General features: G+C 66.0%; 15 protein-coding genes. 8 read left to right on the top strand and 7 right to left on the bottom strand.

Annotated elements, in window-relative coordinates:
• Window positions 1-36: 36 nt before the first annotated feature.
• The 3 genes from ATC04_RS12245 (at window position 37) to ATC04_RS12235 (ending at window position 2,154) form a co-directional block, all read left to right on the top strand.
• Window positions 37-792 carry a MerR family transcriptional regulator gene (locus tag ATC04_RS12245; RefSeq protein WP_231735974.1) on the top strand — a complete coding sequence of 252 codons (756 nt, stop codon included), beginning with the start codon at window positions 37-39 and terminating at the stop codon, window positions 790-792.
• 41 nt (window positions 793-833) lie between these two features.
• A complete protein-coding gene (locus tag ATC04_RS12240) occupies window positions 834-1,316 on the top strand; it encodes a bifunctional nuclease family protein (RefSeq protein ID WP_047118678.1) in 483 nt (160 codons plus the stop codon).
• Between the two features lie 247 nt (window positions 1,317-1,563).
• Entirely contained in the window at window positions 1,564-2,154 is a 591-nt protein-coding gene (locus ATC04_RS12235) for a MerR family transcriptional regulator (RefSeq protein WP_047118679.1), read from the top strand.
• A 97-nt stretch (window positions 2,155-2,251) separates the two neighbouring features.
• Here the strand turns inward: ATC04_RS12235 and ATC04_RS12230 are convergent, their stop codons facing one another.
• On the bottom strand, window positions 2,252-3,067 hold the full coding sequence (locus ATC04_RS12230; RefSeq protein ID WP_047120635.1) for a ParA family protein: 816 nt from the start codon (window positions 3,065-3,067) through the stop codon (window positions 2,252-2,254).
• 352 nt (window positions 3,068-3,419) lie between these two features.
• Here ATC04_RS12230 and ATC04_RS12225 point away from each other — a divergent pair, with 352 nt between their 5' ends.
• Both ATC04_RS12225 and ATC04_RS12220 read left to right on the top strand, forming a co-directional pair.
• Window positions 3,420-6,872: a pyruvate carboxylase gene (locus tag ATC04_RS12225; protein WP_047118680.1), complete on the top strand. Its 3,453-nt coding sequence runs from the start codon at window positions 3,420-3,422 to the stop codon at window positions 6,870-6,872.
• 134 nt (window positions 6,873-7,006) lie between these two features.
• A complete protein-coding gene (locus ATC04_RS12220; protein ID WP_047118681.1) occupies window positions 7,007-7,549 on the top strand; it encodes a hypothetical protein in 543 nt (180 codons plus the stop codon).
• Here the strand turns inward: ATC04_RS12220 and ATC04_RS12215 are convergent.
• From ATC04_RS12215 to ATC04_RS12205, 3 genes are all read right to left on the bottom strand, one after another.
• Entirely contained in the window at window positions 7,522-9,333 is a 1,812-nt protein-coding gene (locus tag ATC04_RS12215) for an AMP-dependent synthetase/ligase (protein ID WP_047118682.1), read from the bottom strand. The two genes, ATC04_RS12220 and ATC04_RS12215, sit on opposite strands and share 28 nt — an antisense overlap.
• A gap of 109 nt (window positions 9,334-9,442) precedes the next feature.
• The gene (locus ATC04_RS12210; RefSeq protein ID WP_047118683.1) at window positions 9,443-9,877 is read right to left on the bottom strand and encodes a hypothetical protein; all 435 of its coding nucleotides are present in this window, start codon (window positions 9,875-9,877) and stop codon (window positions 9,443-9,445) included.
• Window positions 9,874-10,647, bottom strand: a complete 774-nt coding sequence (locus ATC04_RS12205; protein ID WP_047118684.1) for an alpha/beta fold hydrolase — start codon at window positions 10,645-10,647, stop codon at window positions 9,874-9,876. The genes ATC04_RS12210 and ATC04_RS12205 overlap by 4 nt, the downstream gene beginning before the upstream one ends.
• A 145-nt stretch (window positions 10,648-10,792) precedes the next feature.
• Here ATC04_RS12205 and ATC04_RS12200 point away from each other — a divergent pair, with 145 nt between their 5' ends.
• A complete protein-coding gene (locus tag ATC04_RS12200) occupies window positions 10,793-11,467 on the top strand; it encodes a lysophospholipid acyltransferase family protein (protein ID WP_047118685.1) in 675 nt (224 codons plus the stop codon).
• A 104-nt stretch (window positions 11,468-11,571) separates the two neighbouring features.
• The gene (locus ATC04_RS12195; protein ID WP_047118686.1) at window positions 11,572-12,963 is read left to right on the top strand and encodes a class II 3-deoxy-7-phosphoheptulonate synthase; all 1,392 of its coding nucleotides are present in this window, start codon (window positions 11,572-11,574) and stop codon (window positions 12,961-12,963) included.
• 88 nt (window positions 12,964-13,051) lie between these two features.
• Here ATC04_RS12195 and ATC04_RS12190 read toward each other — a convergent pair whose 3' ends face one another.
• Both ATC04_RS12190 and ATC04_RS12185 read right to left on the bottom strand, forming a co-directional pair.
• Window positions 13,052-15,271, bottom strand: coding sequence for a Stk1 family PASTA domain-containing Ser/Thr kinase (locus ATC04_RS12190; protein WP_047118687.1), 2,220 nt, complete (start codon window positions 15,269-15,271; stop codon window positions 13,052-13,054).
• Window positions 15,272-15,473: 202 nt separating this feature from the next.
• Window positions 15,474-15,722, bottom strand: a complete 249-nt coding sequence (locus ATC04_RS12185) for a WhiB family transcriptional regulator (protein ID WP_047118688.1) — start codon at window positions 15,720-15,722, stop codon at window positions 15,474-15,476.
• 349 nt (window positions 15,723-16,071) lie between these two features.
• Between ATC04_RS12185 and ATC04_RS12180 the strand changes: the two genes are divergently transcribed.
• Entirely contained in the window at window positions 16,072-16,485 is a 414-nt protein-coding gene (locus ATC04_RS12180) for a hypothetical protein (protein ID WP_047118689.1), read from the top strand.
• Here the strand turns inward: ATC04_RS12180 and ATC04_RS12175 are convergent, their stop codons facing one another.
• Entirely contained in the window at window positions 16,486-20,208 is a 3,723-nt protein-coding gene (locus ATC04_RS12175) for an FHA domain-containing protein (RefSeq protein ID WP_047118690.1), read from the bottom strand. It abuts the gene before it with no gap.
• Window positions 20,209-20,356: the final 148 nt, after the last annotated feature.

The following is a 20,356-nucleotide window of genomic DNA, read 5'->3' as shown; positions in this document are numbered from 1 at the left end:
CGCCGGCAACCACGTAATCACCGAGGTGTTAGTTCTTTGCCGATGTTCAATGCAGCCAGTAGCCCACGACTCGAGGCGATCCGTCACGAGGGCGTGCGGCAGGCCGCGCTCAACATCGGCGAGGTGCTGGCCGAGCTCAAGGATGAATTTCCGCGGGTCACCGCCTCGAAGATCCGCTTCCTCGAAGACAAGGGCCTGATCATCCCGCAGCGCACCTCGGCGGGCTACCGCAAGTACAGCGCTAGCGATGTCAGCAGGCTGCGCTTCATCCTGTCCGTACAGCGCGACCAGTACCTGCCATTGAAGGTCATCAAGGACCATCTGGACGCCGTGGACCGCGGCGAAGCCCCGGCAGCACTGCCAGGCGGCGCTCCGGTGGCGCCGGTCGCCGTCGGTAAGGACATGGCCGAAGCCGTGGAAAACCATTCCCGCTCGGTATCCATGGCGGAATTGCAAGGAATCACCGGTGCCAGCGAGACACTCATCCACGACCTGATGAAGTTCGGGCTGATCGAGACGCAGGGCGGACTGTTCGATTCCAACGGCATCCGCATCACCAAGTCTGCAGTCCAGCTTTCCAACCACGGCATCGAGCCGCGCCACCTGCGCCAGTTCCGCACCGCTGCTGAACGCGAATTCTCGCTGATCGAATCGATCGTGGGCAACGAGCTACGCAAGCCCGAAGTATCCGCCAGGGCGCGGGCTGCCGAAGAAGCCCAGGAAATTTCACGCCAGTGCCTGGAGCTGCATGAAGCTCTGGTGCAGCGTGCTATTTCCCAGATCGATCGCTAAGCTGAAGTCAGCAACGAGTTTTCAACCCTCAGGGGGCTATCATGCTGGATCTGGAGTTTGCGGGAATCCGCATTCAACTGCCGGCGAATCAACCGCTGCTGCTGCTTAAGCAACACGAAAAAGAACTTTATCTGCCGCTGTGGATCGGTGCACCCGAAGCATCGGCCATCGCGATGTCGGAGCAGGGGCTGACCCCTCCGCGCCCCATGACCCACGATTTGATGATCAACGTCTTCGAAGCGCTGGGCATCACCCTGGACCGGGTTGAAATCATTTCGGTCCAGAACGCCGTCTTCGCCGCCGAACTCGTGCTCTCCAACGGCAAGCGCGTGGACTCCCGATCTTCCGACGCGGTAGCCCTGGCAGTGCGCGTGCAGTGCCCCATCAAGTGCACCGAAGAGGTCATGCAGGAAGCCGGAGTCATCATCGAAGGGGCCGCAGAAGGCGAAGAAGCCCCGGAAGAGCAGATGCGCGAGTTCCGTGAATTCCTCGACAACATCGACCCGGAAGACTTCTCCTCCTAGCCCGCCAGACCGACTTTGCCGCTTGGCATCCGGACTGCTGTGCTGCGGGAGGTCGCCGGTAAATTCCGACACGCCTTAAAGTTAAACTTGAAGGTCTTTGACCCGGGTTGAATATGGCCGTACCGTCATTGCATAGGGATATTTTTCGCTCACCCGGTTTCGTGGTCGTTCATCACTCGCACCTTGCCGGACGGCGAATATTTTGACACTCGCAAACGGTACGTGCTTACACGCAAGGAGCAATTGGATGGAGACAAGCCAGACAGGCCCACATCACGGGGCTCGCGGCGGCGTTCAGCGATCCAATGCCCAAGGCCTGCTCTTCACGGATGACCTGCCGCAACTGGACGAGCACGCGGGCTACCGCGGGCCAATCGTCTGCAAGGCCGCAGGAATCACCTACCGGCAGCTCGACTACTGGGCCCGCACCGGGCTCGTCGAGCCAGCCGTGAGGGGCGCCAAGGGATCGGGCAGCCATCGGCTGTATTCGTTCCGCGACATCCTAGTCCTCAAGGTCGTCAAGCGCCTGCTGGACACCGGGGTATCACTGCAGCAGATCCGCACTGCGGTCCTTCACTTGCGTGAACGCGGTGTTGAAGATCTTGCACAGATCACCCTGATGAGCGATGGTGCCTCGGTCTACGAGTGCACCAGCGCCGACGAGGTCATCGACCTCGTCCAGAAGGGGCAGGGCGTCTTCGGTATTGCGGTAGGCCGAGTTTGGCGCGAGGTTGAAGGTTCGCTGGCGCAGCTTCCCTCGGAGAACTCCGAGCAGCAAGCGCCGGAAGATGAGCTGGCGGCACGCCGCGCAGCCAAGGCGGCTCGCCAGGTCGGCTAGCAGGTGCGCCAGGCTAATAGACATTAAAGGCATGGTCCGGACTTCCCTCGGGAGGTCCGGACCATGCCTTTTTGTTTGACGTCTGGCTTCGAGCCCATTAGGAGTTCGGCAGGGCAGCCTTCTCCATGACGTCCTTGAGCAGGGCGTCGAACTGCGTGAGCATCGGTGCGGTGGTCTTGGAAGGCCATTGATGCACCGAGTACGCTGCACCCTGGATCTGCTGCCATTCCGGGTGTTCGGGGATTTCAGGCTTGACCATGGAATCGCCGAACATCTGGCGCATTTCAGACAGGCGGAAGGTGTGCTCGGCGGAGTCCTTGCGCACACGGTTGGCGACAACGCTCACGGGGCCCAGCGACGGGGCGAACTCGCGGCGGAACAGTTCCAGGGCACGCTGGGTGCGTTCGGTTCCGGCAACGGAGAATAGGCTCGGTTCGGCTACGAGGACCAGCTGATCCGAGGCGCTCCATGCCATGCGGGTCAAGCCGTTCAGCGATGGCGGGCAGTCAATGAGGACCAGCTGGTAGCCGCTAGTGCGGCTGAGCAGCTGGGTGAGGCGTCGAAGATCCCTGGTTCGCAGGTCCGGTCGGTCGTAGATCCCAGTGAACGCGTCACCCACCGCAACGTCCAGAACTGGAATGCGGGTACGGGACTTCTTTTCAGCGGCCTTCGACTGCCAGGCGGACGCAACCACGTTGTCCTGCAGCCGCACGCGCCGGGCGTTCTTCAGCATCTGCCCGATAGGCTGCTTGCCGTTGGCGCGCACACCAAGACCGGTGCTTGCGTCTGCATGCGGGTCGAGATCGATTACGAGGGTCGGAATCCCTGCGGCCAGTGCTGCCGAAGCCAAACCGAGTGTTACGGAGGTCTTTCCTACACCACCCTTGAGGCTGCTGATGCTCACTACGTGCACGGACCAGACCACGCCTTTCGCTGTTCGATTCTTGAACGTCCCGCCGAATATTTTAGTCTCTCCTCATCATAGTGTGCCCGGTGTGGATTCCCCGACTTTGCAACGGTCGATTTCGAGGTTTGACACAACTTAGTGATTAAAACTTCAGCACCGGTCAATATTTCCTATGGTCAGACCACAGGGAGAAATGTTTGGGTGATCTAGGCCTCGTCCGTGTAGGGTGATTGAAGAACGTGCTCGAACGAGCATTTTTGAGAGACCCGACACACCGGTCTCGGGCCATCGAAGTTCCGGGAGTTGCCTTCCGAAACGCGGCTCGGACCCATGTGTGCTGATTCGATGTAGGGACACTATGTTTGAAAAAATCTTGGTCGCCAACCGCGGGGAAATCGCAATCCGCGCTTTCCGTGCAGGCTACGAACTAGGCGCAAAAACCGTTGCAGTCTACCCGCACGAAGACCGCAACTCCGTTCACCGCCAGAAGGCCGACGAGGCCTACCAGATCGGCGAAGAGGGCCATCCGGTCCGCGCCTACCTGAATATTGACGAGATCATCCGCGTCGCCAAGGAAGCCGGCGCAGATGCAATCTACCCAGGCTACGGCTTCATGTCGGAAAACCCCGACCTGGCCCGCGCCGCTGCCGAGAACGGCATTAAGTTCGTTGGCCCGAAGGCCGAAATTCTTGAACTTGCAGGCAACAAGGTTGCCGCACTGAAGGCCGCCAAGGCTGCCGGCATTCCGGTGCTTGCCTCCTCCGAGCCCAGCGACGATGCTGAGCTGCTCATTGCCGAAGCTGACAAGATCGGGTTCCCGATCTTCGTCAAGGCCGTTGCAGGCGGCGGCGGACGCGGCATGCGCCGCGTCGACAAGCGCGAAGACCTGCCCGAGGCGCTGGGCGCCGCCATGCGCGAAGCCGGCACCGCCTTCGGCGACTCGACCGTCTTCCTGGAGCAAGCAGTGCTGCGCCCGCGCCACATCGAGGTGCAGATCCTGGCCGACGAGCAGGGCAACATCGTGCACCTGCACGAGCGCGACTGCTCGCTGCAGCGCCGCCACCAGAAGGTCGTGGAGATCGCGCCGGCGCCGAATCTGGATGAGAGCATCCGCCAGGCGCTGTTCCGCGACGCCGTGAAGTTCGCCGAGGCCCTGGGCTACCAGAACGCCGGCACCGTCGAGTTCCTGGTCGACACCGTGGGCGAGCGAGCCGGGCAGCACGTGTTCATCGAGATGAACCCGCGCATCCAGGTGGAACACACCGTGACCGAGGAAGTCACCGACATCGACCTGGTGCAGGCGCAGATGCGCATCGCCTCGGGTGAATCGCTGGCCGATCTGGGCATCTCCCAGGACTCCATCCAGGTCCGCGGCTGGGCCCTGCAGTCCCGCATCACCACGGAGGATCCGGCCAATGGCTTCCGCCCGGACGTCGGAACCATCACCGTGTACCGCTCCGCCGGCGGTTCGGGCGTGCGCCTGGACGGCGGCACCATCTACACCGGCGCCGAGGTCTCCCCGCACTTCGACTCGATGCTGGTGAAGCTGACCTGCCGCGGCCGCGACTACGCCACCGCCGTGGCCCGCGCCCGCCGCGCACTGGCCGAATTCCGCGTCCGCGGCGTGGCCACCAACATCCCGTTCATCCAGAACGTGCTCAACGACCCGCAGTTCATCGCCGGCGACGTCGCCACCGACTTCATCGACTCGCGCCCGGACCTGCTGACCGGCAACGAGTCCCAGGACCGCGGCACCAAGGCGCTGAACTACCTGGCGCACGTGACCGTGAACCAGCCCAACGGGGCGCGCATCGAAGGCATCGACCCGCGCAAGAAGCTGCCGACCTTCCCGGGCGACAAGTCCGACGAGCCGGAGCGTTCGCCGTTCGACGGCCCGTCGAAGACCGCGCACCCGGCCGACGGCTGGCGCCAGAAGCTGCTGGAGCTGGGTCCGGAAGGCTTCGCCAAGGCGCTGCGCGAGTCCACCGCCGTGGGCATCACCGACACCACGTTCCGCGACGCGCACCAGTCGCTGCTGGCCACCCGCGTGCGTACCCGGGACCTGCTGGCCGCCGCGCCCGCCTACGCGCACACCGTGCCGCAGCTGTTCTCCATGGAGGTCTGGGGCGGTGCGACCTACGACGTGTCGCTGCGCTTCCTGGGCGAGGATCCGTGGAAGCGCCTTGAGCTGCTGCGCGCCGAGCTGCCGAACATCCCGCTGCAGATGCTGCTGCGCGGCCGCAACACCGTGGGGTACACCCCGTACCCGACCGAGGTGACCGACGCCTTCGTGAAGGAGGCCGCCGCCGCGGGCATCGACATCTTCCGCATCTTCGACGCGCTGAACGACGTGTCCCAGATGGCCCCGGCCATCAAGGCAGTGCGCGAGACCGGCACCGCGGTCGCGGAGGTGGCCCTGTGCTACACCGGCAACCTGCTGGATGCCAACGAGAAGCTCTACACCCTGGACTACTACCTGGACCTGGCGCAGCAGATCGTCGACGCCGGCGCCCACATCATCGCGATCAAGGACATGGCAGGCCTGCTGCGCCCGGCCGCGGCGGCCAAGCTGGTCACCGCGCTGCGCGAGCGCTTCGATCTGCCGGTGCACCTGCACACCCACGACACCTCCGGCGGTCAGATGGCCACCTTGATGGCAGCCATCAACGCCGGCGTGGACGCAGTGGACGTGGCCAGCGCCGCCATGGCCGGCACCACCTCCCAGCCTTCGGCCTCCGCGCTGATTGCCGCGCTGGAGAACACCGAACGCGACCCGGGCCTGTCCCTGGACGCCGTCGCCTCGCTGGAACCGTACTGGGAAGCCGTGCGCGCCATGTACAAGCCGTTCGAGTCGGGCCTGCCGGCGCCGACCGGCCGCGTGTACCAGCACGAAATCCCCGGCGGCCAGCTCTCGAACCTGCGCCAGCAGGCCATCGCACTGGGCCTGGGCGAGCGCTTCGAGGCCATTGAATCGATGTACGCCGCAGTCAACGAAATGCTGGGCAACGTGGTCAAGGTGACCCCGTCCTCCAAGGTGGTCGGCGACCTGGCGCTGCAGCTGGTCGGCTCCGGCGTTCCGGCCGCGGACTTCGAGGCCAACCCTCAGAACTACGACATCCCGGATTCGGTCATCCAGTTCCTCTCGGGCGAGCTGGGCAACCCTCCAGGCGGCTGGCCTGAGCCGTTCCGCACCAAGGCGCTGCAGGGCCGCAACGTGAAGTCCCACATCGAGGACCTGAGCCCAGAGGATGCCGCGGCGCTGACCAGCGACTCGGACACAATCCGCGGAACCCTGAACCGCCTGCTGTTCGCCGGCCCGACCCGCGACTTCGCGGCCTCGGTGGAGAACTACGGCGACCTGTCGGTGCTGCACACCCGCGACTACCTCTTCGGCCTGGTCCGCGGCCACGAGCACGTCATCTCGCTGGGCACCGGCGTGCGCCTGCTGGTCAAGCTGGTCTCCGTCTCGGAAGCCGACGAAAAGGGCATGCGCACCGTTGTGGTCACGCTCAACGGCCAGTCCCGCCAGATCAAGGTCCGCGACGAGTCGGTGGAATCCACCGTCAAGTCCGCACCGAAGGCCGACCCGAACAACGCCGGCCACGTGGCCGCGCCGTTCGCCGGCGCCGTGACCGTCAACGTCCAGGTCGGCGACCTGATCGAAGCCGGCCAGTCGGTGGCGACCATCGAGGCGATGAAGATGGAAGCAGGCATCACCGCCAACGCTTCCGGCGTCGTCACCCAGATCACCCTGAACGGCACCAGCCAGGTCCAGGGCGGGGATCTGCTGGTGGTCATCGAACCGAAGTAGCATCTTAGGCAACGCGAACCTGCCGCAAACAAGCCGTGGCCCACGACGAAAGTCGTGGGCCACGGCTTGTTTATGGCACGATCATGGAGGCGGCACCCCACCCGGCGCCGGCCACGAACTACCCAGGAGGGAATATGAAAGCTGGCAGGAACACTTCCGACGGCGTCCCTGCCGCGCGGCAGCAGCAGGCCAAGGAGGTCGCCGCCCTGCGCGCCGAACTGGGCGTGCTGCTGTTCACTCTGGACCCGGCCCTGCCGCTGGCGGAGCTCGCCGAGCAGCTGGCCGAGCAATTTGCCGAACTGCAGCTGCCCTCCCGAGTCGCCATCGCAGGACCGCAGCGGGTTGCCGCGGTCATGGACGGCAAGTTCACCGGAATCGACGTGCTGGTGGTGCTGGGGGACGCGGGCGTCGAGACCGAGGACCGGCTCATGGATCTGGTTGAATGGCTGCTGGCCAACGGGCGCCGCGCGCTGGCCGAGAACCTCGTCTTCGCCCAGCTGGGCCACCAGCCCAAGAACCGCCCGGCGCCGGCCTTCGCCCGTGTGGTGCTTGAGCGGAATTTCGCCGCCGAGGCACGGAAAAGCGGCCTCAGGTTTCCCTGGGCCGCTTCCTCCCGCGCATCGTGGGAGCTTGCCGGAGCCGTGCTGGACTATGCCACGGGCCTGGGTGCCGAGTAGATGTCCTCGATCAGCGCATCGTAGTCGCTGAGGACCACGGCGCGCTTGATCTTCATCGACGGGGTCAGGTGTCCGGAGGACTCGGTGAAGTCCTCGGAGACGACGCGGAACGCGCGGATGGATTCAGCCCGGCTGACCGAGGTGTTCGCCTTGTCGATGATCTTCTGGATGGCCTGCAGCACTTCGGGGTGCGTGGACAGCTCGTCCATGGACAGGTTCTTGTCCAGGTGGTGGCGTTCCAGCCAGCCCGGCACCGCCTCGGGATCCAGCGTGACCAGGGCCGAGATGAACGGGCGCCCCTCGCCGACGACGACGCACTGGGAAACCAGCGCATCGGCGCGGATCTGGTCCTCGAGCATTGCGGGGATGACGTTCTTGCCGCTGGCGGTGACGATGATTTCCTTCTTGCGGCCGGTGATCTTCAAGAACCCGTCCGAATCGAGCTCGCCAATGTCTCCGGTATGCAGCCAGCCGTCGGTGAAGGTCTCGGCTTCCAGGTCGGGGCGGTTGCGGTAGCCGCGCATGACGCACACGCCCTTGGCCAGGATCTCCCCGTCCTCGGCGATGCGCACCGCGTTGCCCGGCAGCGGCTTGCCCACGGTGCCGATCTTGATGCGGTCCAGGGTGTTCACGGTGACCGGGGCGGTGGTCTCGGTCAGGCCGTAGCCTTCGAGCACCGTGACGCCGATGCCATTGAAGAAGTGGCCCAGGCGCTCTCCCAGCGGCCCGCCGCCGGAAACCGCGTGGCGGATGTTGCCGCCCATGGCCCCGCGCAGCTTCTTGTAGAGCAGTGCGTCGAAGAGCTTGTGCTTCAAGTTGAGGCCCAGCGGGATCTTGCCGGACTGTTCGGCCCGCGAGTACTTCACCGCGACATCCACGCCCGCGTGGAAGATCTTGGACTTGCCGCCATCCTCGGCCTTGAGCATGGCTGAGTTGTAGACCTTCTCGAACACGCGCGGCACGGCCAGGATGAAGTTCGGCTTGAAGGATTGCAGGTCTTCGAGCAGGTGCTTGACGTCAGGGGTGTGGCCGGTGCGGCAGCCTGCGGCCACGTTGACCACCGAAATGAAGCGCGCGAAGACGTGGGCCAGCGGCAGGAACATGATGGTGGAAGCGCCGGGATACACGGCCGCCGGCAGTTCAGCCACCGCGTTCTCCGCGAGCTCGACGAAATTGGAGTGGGTCAGTTCGCAGCCCTTGGGCCGTCCGGTGGTGCCCGAGGTGTAGATGATGGTCGCGATGTCCTGCAGGTTCGCCGAGGAACGTCGCTGCTCCAGCTCTTCGTCGCTGACGTCCTTGCCGTCCTCGGCCAACTGGGCCAGGCCCTCGTCGAACTGCCAGACGTGGTCCAGGCATTCGAGCTGCTCCTGGTGGGCGGCTTCGCGGACCACCGCTTCGTGGGCGGGGCTTTCCACGACCACTGCCACGGTTTCGGAATCCGCGGCGATCCAGGCGACCTGGCTAGGGGAGGAGGTCTCGTAGATCGGGACGGTGACGCAGCCCGCGTACCAGATCGCGAAGTCGACGAGCGTCCATTCGTAGCGGGTACGCGCCATCAGGGCGATGCGGTCGCCGGCCTTGATGCCGTTGGCGATGAAGCCCTTGGCGATGGCTGCGGCCTCCGCGGCGAATTGCGAGGCGGTGACGTCCTGCCAGGTGCCGCCGGGAGCCGGTTTGGAGAAGAGCGCCGGATTAGCAGCTGAATTCGCGTGGCGCAGCAGCAGGTCGGTGATGTTCGACTCTGCCGGCGAGTGGATGCGTAGCGGAGTGCTGTATTCGCGCATCTGTGTCTCATCTCCTGAACTCGGTGTGACCCGGTGGGCAATGCGGGGTAATCCGCATCACATTGTTATTACTCTACAGTAACCTAGCGTTCCTCGGGTTCAAAGTCGATCAGACCCTTGCTCCATCATCTCCCGGATCGCGTTCGGTAGGTAGCCTTCTGAGTAGGTAGATCACGCCGATGATCGACAGCGCGACCAGGCCGATGTAGACGAAGGCCGGGGCCGAGCGGAAAAAGATCACGCACAGCAGCAAGCCGATGGGCCCGCCGGCGGCCATCGTCCAGGCGAGGTTGACCATCGGGTTGCCGGAGCCCAGCGCCGCCGGCTCGTCGGGGATGAACTCCTCCTCGGTGTCCTCGACCTCGTAGTCGCGGGGGCCGGTGACCGCGCCGGGGCCGGTGGAGAACAGTTGGCGCAGCTCGGCCTGGCGCTCTGCGGCGCTCGGTTCGCGCGGGGTGCCCTGGTCCAGGGTGCGGAAATTCTCAACGAGTTCGTCCCAGCGCGGATCGTCGGCGCCGGACGGCTTATTTTCTGCAGGGTTCATGGCCTGCCCTTCGGGGAGTGCGTGGCCTGCGCGGCTAGGTGGTGGAAGAACCGGGCGGATTCCTCGAAAATCTGCGCGGCGTCGTAGTCAAGGGTCGCGACATGCTTCGAATGCAGCAGCTGGTGGTGTTCGGCCAGGGTGCCGGGGTTCAGCCCTTCGGTCAGCGCGTGCACCGAGGCGTCGGAGACCACGTTGTCCACCGTCGAACGGAACAGCTGGACCGGCGCGGTGACCAGGCCAAGCCTGCTGCGGGTCTGCGCGAACAGCTGGTACAGCTGGTGCACCGCGGCCACCGGGGTGCGCCCGTAGGCCTTTTCGTCGGCCCCGCGTTTGGCGATGTCGTTGCTGATCGGGGCGACCGAACGCACCATACGCCGCAGGTACTTGGTATAGGGGGCCAGCGGACTGTCCACGACCAGCCCCGGATTCACCAGCGAAACCCCGGCGACGTTGCGCCGGGTAGCCAGGTGCAACGCCAGCGCGCCGCCCATCGACAGCCCCGCGACGAACACCTGCTCGTGCGTTGCTGCAAGTTCGTCGAACGACTGCTCGGTGGCCAGGATCCATTCGGAGAAATTCCGGCCGATCATGTCCTGCCAGGAGGTCTCATGGCCGGGCAGGACCGGGCACAGGGTGTCGAATCCGGCGGACTCGAGCGCCTGCGCCCACGGCAGCATGGCGGTCCTGGATCCGGTGAACCCGTGGATCAGCAGTACGGCAGGCTTCCTTGCCGGCTGGCCAGCCGCGCCCTGATGTACGTCGTGGCTCATCACGTCCCCCTTGAGGTGCTGCGTTGTACTGCATTCTTATTCGAGCGTAGTGCACAATTGAAGGGTACGGACCCACGCCAGTCAACACCTCGACGGGCGTGTCCGCCCACGACGCCTGATGACGAGAAGAAGGAACCGCCCCATCGTGCTGTACGACTTTCTGAAACGCTTCGCGGTCAAGCCGCTGCTGCGAATCTTCTTCAAGATTGACATCCAGGGCATCAATAATATTCCCGTCGCGGGCGGCGCGATCCTTGCCTCCAACCACCTCTCGGTCAGTGATTCGGTGTTCCTGCCGGCGATGATCGAGCGGCCGGTCGTGTTCCTGGCCAAGGACGACTACTTCAACGGCAAGGGCCCCAAGGGACGGCTTGTCGCCTGGTTCTTCCGCAACATCAACCAGCTGCCGATGGACCGTTCGGGCGGCCGTGGCTCGGCCGCCTCCCTGGCCAGCGCCAATACCGCCCTGGCCGAGGGCAAGCTGCTGGGCATCTACCCCGAAGGCACCCGTTCACCCGACGGCCGGCTCTACCGGGCGAAGCTCGGCGTCGCCAAGCTGGCCCTGGAATCCCGCGTGCCGGTGATCCCGATCGCCATGATCAACACCGACAAGGTGCAGCCCATCGGCCAGCGCCTGCCGCACCCGGGCCGCATCGGCATCAAGATCGGCAAGCCGCTGGACTTCTCCCACCTCGCCGAGCAGTCAGGTGACCCGGCGGTGCTGCGCCAGGTGGCAGACGACATCCGCAAGGCCATCAACGTGCTGTCCGGGCAGAGCTACGTCGACGTCTACGCGCCGACCAAGGCCAAAAAGAAGTAGCCGGCGCCCGGGGCAGGGGAACCAGCGGGGAGCGTGCCCTGTGTTACGTCCGGTTGTTACATTGCACGCGGTGCTTTGCGCGCAAGGCACGTAGACTTGTCAAGGTGAGCGAAGAAAACCGAACCCCATTGCCCGGCTCATCCGTAGCCGGCCCCGCCACCGACCCGCAACTTGATCTGTGGCGTGATCTGCCTATTGCCCAACAGCCCACCTGGAGTGAGCACCCGGACTATAGCGCTTCCATTGCTGAACTGGGTTCGCGTCCGCCACTGGTTTTTGCCGGCGAGGTCGACGTTCTGCGTGAACGCCTGGCTCAGGCGGCCCAGGGCAAGGCCTTCCTGCTTCAGGGCGGCGACTGCGCCGAGACCTTCGCCGACGCTACCGCGGACAAGATTTCCGCCCGCGTGCGCACCATTTTGCAGATGGCCGTCGTGCTGACCTACGGCGCCTCGATGCCGGTGATCAAGATGGGCCGCATGGCCGGACAGTTCGCCAAGCCGCGTTCCTCGAACGACGAGACCCGCGACGGCGTCACCCTGCCGGCGTTCCGCGGTGACATCGTCAACGGCTACGACTTCACCCCGGAGTCCCGTGCCCACGACCCGAAGCGCCTGGTCCAGGCCTACAACACCTCCTCGGCCACGCTGAACCTGATCCGCGCGTTCACCCAGGGCGGCTTCGCCGACCTGCGCAGCGTGCATTCCTGGAACCGCGGCTTCATGGCCAATCCGGCGCACTCGGCCTACGAGCAGCTGGCTGGCGAAATCGACTCCGCCATCCGCTTCATGGACGCCTGCGGCGCCGGCTTCGAGGGCCTGACCCGTACCGAGTTCTTCGCCTCCCACGAGGCGCTGCTGCTGGACTACGAGCGTGCGCTGACCCGTACCGATTCGCGTACCGGCCTGCCGTACGACACCTCCGGCCACTTCCTGTGGATCGGTGAGCGCACCCGCCAGCTGGACCACGCCCACGTGGACTTCCTGTCCCGCGTGCGCAACCCGATCGGCGTGAAGCTCGGCCCGAACACCTCGGTCGAGGACACCCTGGCCCTGATCGAGAAGCTGGATCCGAACCGCGAGCCCGGCCGCCTGACGTTCATCACCCGCATGGGCGCCAAGAACATCCGCGAGAAGCTGCCGAATCTGGTGGAGAAGGTCACCGCCACCGGTGCGCAGGTCCTGTGGGTCACCGACCCGATGCACGGAAACACCGTCACCAGCAAGAACGGCTACAAGACCCGCAACTTCGACGACGTCATGGACGAGGTCCGCGGTTTCTTCGAGGTGCACGACTCGCTGGGCACCAACCCGGGCGGCCTGCACGTGGAGATGACCGGCGACGATGTGGCCGAGTGCCTCGGCGGCGCCGATCCGATCCGCGAAGAGGACTTCGACGAGCTCTACGAGTCGGTCTGCGATCCTCGCCTGAACCACCGCCAGTCCCTGGAAATGGCCTTCCTGGTCTCCTCGGCGCTGCAGAGCCGCGCTCGCCGCTAGGCGCGCACCGGAGAACTGAAAAGGTCTGGCCCGTCACCCCTCGCGGGGATGATGGGCCAGACCTTTTGCGTGCACCGGCTGTTGCCTGCTAGAACGCGTAGATGCTGATTTCGCTGCCCAGCTCGATGCTCTGGTTCAGCGGCGACTGCATGCGCACCGTCTGCGAGAAGTCGCCGAGCACATGGTGCGCCTTGACGGTGAACCCTGCCTCTTCCAGCACGCGGGTCGCCTCCTCGACACCCAGCCCGATCACCGAGGGGACCTGGGCGAACTCCGGGCCCTGCGACAGGTTCACGGTCACGGAGCTTCCCACCTCGGCGGTGCCGTTCTGAGGTGACTGCGCGGCGACCAGGCCCGAAGGGACCTCGCGGGAATACACCGGATCGCCCACCTGCAGGCGCAGTCCCGCTGACTCGAGGGCCGCAGCGGCGTCGTCTTCGCTTAAGCCCTGCAGCGCCGGAACCTGTACCGGGGCCGGTCCCTTGGACACCGTCAGGGTGATGGCGTCCTTGCGCGCGGCGGTCTTGCCCGCGGCCGGCGAGGAGGAGATGACCTTGCCCTTCTCCACCTCTGAGGAGTATTCGCGGACCTCCTTGACCTTGGTCAGCTCGTGCTGCGCCAGCAGCTCGGTGGCCGACTGGAGGCTCTTGCCCGCTACCTGCGGGATCTCGAAGCGTTCGGGGCCCTGCGAGACGATCAGCTCGACCCCCTGGAACTTCATGATGTTCTCGCCGGTGGCCGGATGCGAGTCGACGACGCGCCCGATGGCGATCTCGTCGTCGAAGGCGGAGCCGAGCCTGACCGGGACGCCCTGCTCGGACATCTGCGAAACCGCCTGTTCCTGCAGCAGGCCGTTCAGCGACGGGATGCGGATCACCGTTCCGGGTCCGCGCCCGAAGAACCAGCCTGCGGCGGCCACCAGCGCCACGATCAGCACCCATGCCGCGATGAACCCGGTCTTCTGCGCTGCGGTCCTGGGCTTGCGTAGCCGGTGCGTGGGCACCTGGGCTTCCTTGCGCCACTGCTTCTGCGCCGCCTTGGTAGCCCGCTTCTCGCCGCGCGGGGAGCGCGCGGCCGGCTGTGGATCCTGCTCGTTGGGCTCATCGGCGCCGAAGGTTTCGATGTCTGTCCGCGAGTAGGCGGCGGTGGCATCTGCTCCAGGGGAGCCTGCGCCGGCCGTTGGGGCGTGGACCACGGTGGCCTGCGCATCGCGCAGATCCAGCACCTCGGTGGCATCCGACGCGGCGATGATGGTGGTCTCTTCCTGATCGGGCTGCGCGTCCAGCGAATAGCTGTCCGCCGTGGCGCCGGTTCCCTGCAGCTGCCAACGGCGTTCGCGGGCTTCCTCGCGCTCGCGCTGCCAGTCGTCCAGGCGCTGCTGCACGGTGGTGGGCATGTGCGCCATGGAGCCAGGGGTCAGGTCCTCGATGCCACCCAGCGTGTCCGCGTCGAAGTCCAGCTGCTCTTCGCTGAGCGTCGAACGGATCTGGATGACCTCGTCCAGCAGCAGCTCGGCGTTCTGCGGCCGCTTCTCGGGGTCCTTCTCGGTGCACCACTGCACCAGCTCGTCCAGATCGGTGGCCAGCCCGGGCACGACATCCGAGGGCAGCGGCATGGGGGAGTCCAGATGGTGCTTCATCAGCGCGGCCGCATTGGTTTCCGAATACGGCAGGCGCCCGGTGAGCATTTGGTAGATCATGATGCCGACCGCATAGATGTCGCTGCGCGAATCGGCCGGTGCGCCGGAGACCAGCTCCGGGGAGACATGGGAAAGGGTGGCCACCAGCGTTGCGGACTGGGTGTGGGCGCTGGCCGCGCGGGCCAGCCCGAAGTCGGTCACCTTGACCTCGCCGGTATCCGCCAGCAGCACGTTCGCCGGCTTCATGTCGCGGTGGATGATGCCTTCTGAGTGGGCGGCGCCCAGCCCGTGGCAGACCTGCTCCAGCACGCTGAGCATCTGGCGCGGCGTGAACCGACCGCGTTCGGAGATCACCTGGTCGAGGTTGCGTCCACGGACGTACTCCATCACCAGGTAGACGATGTTGTCCGTGACGTTGTGGTCGCGGATCGACACCACGTTCGGGTGGGTGATGTTCGCTGCGATCACGGCTTCTGATTCGAAGCGCTCGCGGACGGTGGACTCGCTGGCGAAGTTGTCGTTCAGGATCTTCACGACCACCGCGCGGTGCAGGCGCTTGTCCATGGCGCGGTAGATCCTGGACATCCCGCCCAGCGCGAGCAGGTGGTCGATGCGGTAACGGTCATCGAGGGTCGTACCCAGATTGGGGTCGGCAAGAGCAGGGCTCATGGTGCACGCACTCCTGACTTGGGATGGCGCGCCGCATAGGCGTGATTCACCCACAGCTCCTTTCGAACATGCTTACTACCTTTTAATGTACCCAGCCGACCTGAGAATTTCCGGTTTAAAGCCGAAATCCGCCAGTGGTGTCTACCTCTGGCGGATTTCGTGCAGCTTCCCGGGTTGCGAGATCTACCTCGGGAGCGGTCTCTTAGGATGCGCGGCGGGCACGTGCAGCGCGGCGCTTCAGAGCGCGACGTTCGTCTTCGCTCATTCCACCCCACACACCAGCGTCCTGACCGGACTCGATGGCCCACTGTAAGCAGGTTTCGGTCACTTCGCACCGACGGCAGACGCTTTTGGCCTCTTCGATCTGTAAGAGGGCCGGACCGGTGTTACCCACCGGGAAGAAAAGTTCCGGGTCCTTATCCAGACACGCCGCGCGGCTACGCCAATCCATGCTTATTGATGCTCCTTGAAATCTTTGAGGGGGGACGAAATGCTCATGATCTGAACACACGAACGCCCCGCCTTGGAAAGGTCAGCGGGGGACGGTGTTAATGCCGTAGTGCTTTTCGCATCGTCGGACGTGAACGACGGGGTCATCGTTTTGCCAACCACATAAGGTTTTCATGTTACGAGAAAGTAAACAAGGGTCAGTGATGCGAAATATGTCGTATTGCCTGAGTGCTTTCTCACATGGAAATCGGCCTAGGCTTAGGCTAGTTGACGCGGATGTGGCAGGGGCTACAAGCCCGTTGCGGCGCTGTCGTTTGAGTTCCGCAAGCGCCTCAACGAAAATGGTTGGGGTGAGCAACGAAGAAACTAAAATCCCGCGTCCGAGCAGTGTCATTGCCGTCGCAGCACTGGTGATGTTCGAGGCGCTGGCGGTGCTTGCCTACGCTGTCGACTACGCCATCCATCTCACCTCGGATGGCGCGGTGAACATCGGCGGGCGTCTTTTCATGCTTGCGCTGTGCCTCTTCCTGGCCATCTGGCAGGGCTCGGTGGCCATCAACTTCTTCCGCGGCAGGGCGTACACCCGAGCCCCGATCATCGTCTGGCAATTGTTCCAGTTGATCCTCTCGGTCTCCTTCTTCCAGTCCGATATGCCGATCGTCATTTCCGCGGCGGTTTTGTCGATCATTGTGGCCGGAACGACCGTAGTGCTGCTGTTCGCGCCGAAGACCACTCAATTCCTCGGAGACCGTCCCTCGCAGTAGTCATGGCCCGATGATGATCGCGCGTGGTTGCCCGGCAAAGCCGGCGATCGCGCGCCATTGCCTTTTCCCGCACGAGCCGCGGCCTGCCGCAGGAGGCAGCGGGCGCCAGGCCAGCGGCAACAGGTCCTGCGGATGGCATGCCTCCACGGCAATCGCCTGCCGGTCATCGAGCATCATGCCCGGCAACCCCAGATCGTAGGCGAGCCTGGCCGAGGGAGGGAGAAACAGCACCGCCAGGGTGCCCAGCGCGGCGGTTCGCTGGCGCAGCTCGGCAAGCCTGGGGTCGGTGGTGTCGTGCAGCACGACGCAGATCGTTGGCGCTGCAGGTCCCGCGCCTTCAGTTTCGAACTCCTGGACCCAGCGCAGCCAGGGCGCGGCGCCATCCACCATGGCCGCCTGCCAGCGTTCGGCCAGGAAGGCAGCGAGCTCCTGCCTGTCGCGTTCGCGAGGGCAGATGGCCAGTGCCGTTTGGGGTCGGTCGAAGCCGAAAGCCTGCCCGGTGAATGCGGTCCGCCCCACCGCAAGATCGCGCGGATTCCCATCGCCCACGAACGGCTGCCGCGCGGGCCACAAAGTCCCGGGCAGGCAATCCGGTTCCTGCTTGGCGGTCACGGCCGTCAACTGGATGGTCATCGGCCCGTTGGCGGGACTGAACCTGACCCCTCGGCCTGGCAACTGGCTGGCAGGCGGAAGCTTGGGCCAGGACATGCGCAGGGAATCGGTGGCATTAAGCGGGAAGTACCATTGCTCGGCGCACAGCCCGGCGGCCTTGAGCAGATTCAGGTCGCGGTCGGCCAGCAGGACCAGCTGCGCCGGGGCCGAAGCTCCATGCCGCAACAGTTCGATGAGCGCCTGGTCGAATCGCTGGAAGACTGCCGGATCCAGTTGGGACTGCAGCCGGGCGATGCCGTGCACCAGCACCAGCGTCAGGCGGTCAGGGGGCAGCGACTCAAGATAGTCGAGCGCTTCCAGGAATTGATACTGGTCTTCTCCACCCACGGTGCGCACCCCGGGCATTAAGGCGGGATCCGGGAACAGGGCCTCGCCGAAGCACAGGATCCGGCGCTCCAGGCGGGCGAACCCCTCGAGCAGGCGGCGGCCGCCGGCCTCCGGGACGCCGCACACCAGCAATCCCTGGCCGCGGGCTGGATCTACGCTCAAGTCCTCCAGCCGGCCCGCGGCGAGGTTGTCGACGACTCCGCAGTAGATGGTGCCGCCCTCGGCGCCCTCCCACTGCTCCGGCAACGGCGCCGCACTCTGGGGCGGCGGCAGCTGCGGGGCAAAGGGGCACGGTGGAAGGTGCGAATGCTCCCAGGTTTCGGCCAGCAGGCGCACCTGCCGGCGCAGGGCCTGTCCCTCCGCCTCGGGATCAGGCCGGCCGAAGCTTCCCACGGGATGCAGCACCAGGTTCCCGGGGCCGCGTTCGGCAACGCTCCCGTGCGGGGCGGGGCTGACCGCCAGGGCGAACTGGACCTGGCGGTTGGCATGACCGGGACCCGCGATGATCGCGCTGCCCGGGCCGGACAGCCGGGCGGCGGCCGGGGAACCGACCAGTTCCATGGACTCGGCCGCGTCGTGGACCCGCAACGCAATGACGGTGTTCAGGTTCGCGCGGGTCTGCCCGGACAGAGAGCCGGCGGCCCGCTGGGTGCTCAGCAGCAGATGGATGCCCAAGGACCTGCCGACCGCCGCCAGCCGGTCAATGCGCGCGGCGGCTTCGGGCAGGGATTCGGTGAACACCCTGAATTCGTCGACCACCACCAGCAGCCGGGGCAGCGCGGGCACATCGGCCAGCCGGACGTACTCCGAGCGGTCGCTGCAACGATGCGCTGCCAGCAGGCGTTCACGGCGGGCCACCTCCCGCTCCAGCTGCGCCAAGGTCCGCTGGGCTCCGGCGGCATCCAGGTCGCTGGCCGACAGCTGCACGTGGGGCAGCGGCTCGAAAACCGCCAAGCCCGCGCCGCCCTTGAAGTCGACCAGGGCGAACGCCAGCTGCTCGGGGCTGCACCGGCCGGCCAGATCCGCGATGATCCGCCGCAAGGCCTCGGACTTGCCCGACCCGGTGGTGCCGCACACCAGCACATGCGGCCCGTCCGCGTCGAAGTCCAGTAGCTGCTGCCCATGGGAATCATCCTCTCCGATCACCGCGGCCAATCTTGCCTGCTCCGGCGGCGGCCCGGCTGGCGCGGGTTCATCCGGGCGGAGCGCCAGGCAGGCCTGGACGATCCGGGCCAGCCTCCCCGCATCCAAGCGGTCCGGCGATTCCAGATGCAGGCTCCCGTCGGGCAGCTGGGCGCGGCAACCCACCGGATCAACCCAGTAGTCGCACTGCGCCGCGGGCACCGGATGAAGGCTGATCACCAAGGTGCGCGGCAGCCGGACCGGGCTGAGCATGGTCAGGAAAATCCGTTCGATCACCGGTTCCGGCGCTGCCGTGTTCCCGAGACCGCCCGATGCCCCGGCGGCACCGGGAGCCGGCTCAGCGTGCCGAGCCAGCTGCCCGGCGGTGCCCTGGCGTGCATGCGGCAACAGCATCAGCTCTGCCGGAAGCCGGGTGACCGACGGATCGACGACCAGCTCGATGCGGCCGGCGGCCACGTGCGGCAGGAACCTGGCCAGCAGCGCAGCCAGCAGGCGGTCCACCGCCGGGTCGTCGCCGCCGCGCAACTGCCACACCTGCGCGGCGGCCGGCGCGAAGACCGGGACGCCGGCGATCCTGCGAGCAGAGCGCCTACCGCCGGGCACCCTGCGCATCCTCCGGGCGCCGCCCGCCCGGGGAGGCTTCCCTCCCGGAAGCTGCCAGCTGCCGCGGCCGAACACCAGGGGAGGCAGCCCCGCGGGAAGCACCCCCAGCTGCGCCCGGTCGATGCCAGCGACCACTGCGACCCCCAGCGGGCAGGCGAAACGGCCGCGCGCCTGCACCACACTGCGCTGCTGGTCACGCACCGCGCGCTTCCACCGGCGGCGCTCGCCGAGCAGCTGCGCCGCAGGGACCACACCCAGCAGCGCGGAGAGCCCGGTGACCGCAAGGAACAGCATGGACCCGGTCAGCGCCGCCAGCAGCACCCCGGAGAGCACCGGGACCAGCGCGGCCACGCACAGCGTCACCAACCGGCCCAGCTCGGGACGCGGCGGGAGGCTGAACTGGAGCTGGCCGTCCTCCACCGCCAAACCCGCCTCGGTGCGCGCGGGATCGCCGACCTCCAACACCGTGCCGCCAAGCTGGATCCGGCTGCCCGCATGCAGCTCCACCTCCCCGCGAACCGGCACCGCACCCCGGTCGGAGAGCACCAGCAGCCGCTGTCCGCCAGCCGCCCGCACACGCAGGGAACGCTCGTCGACCAGCAGGTGGGCGTGCACCCGCGAAACCTGCGGATCGCCCAGGCGCAGCGGCGCGCCGCGGCCGATGTCGTAGGCGCCTCGCTCCAACTGCATCCAGGCCCCGGCATCCGGCCCCTCGGGGACGAACAACTTCAACCGCGTGCTGCCGGCCGACGCCGCGAACCCGGGGCCCGGGACATCGGCCAGCAGCAGCGGCCTGCCCGGAACCAGCGCTCCCAGATCCGCCAGCGGCGTCGATCCCACGTACCAGCGGGTGCCCGGCACCTGCTCGTCGAGCACCGACGCCAGCTGCGGGCCGTCCAGGGCCGCGGAGACCCGCAGCAGCAGCTGCCTGGGATTGAGCAGCGTGCGCGCGGACAGCAGCAGTTCATAATGCAGCATCTTCCCTCCCAGCCCGGCCGCGTCCAGCAGTTTGACCAGCCCATCACGACCACCGCTTTTACCGGGTCAGCGAAAGCCGGACTGGGGATAACCGCCAGTAGCTTTATCCACAAATTCGCGAAACGTCTTGAAAGGACTTGGCGTCGGG

This window comes from Arthrobacter sp. YC-RL1 (genome assembly GCF_001454985.1).
Classification (GTDB): domain Bacteria; phylum Actinomycetota; class Actinomycetes; order Actinomycetales; family Micrococcaceae; genus Glutamicibacter; species Glutamicibacter soli.
The sequence above is the reverse complement of the archived record's forward strand: the minus strand, read 5'-3'. Positions and strand labels throughout refer to the sequence as shown.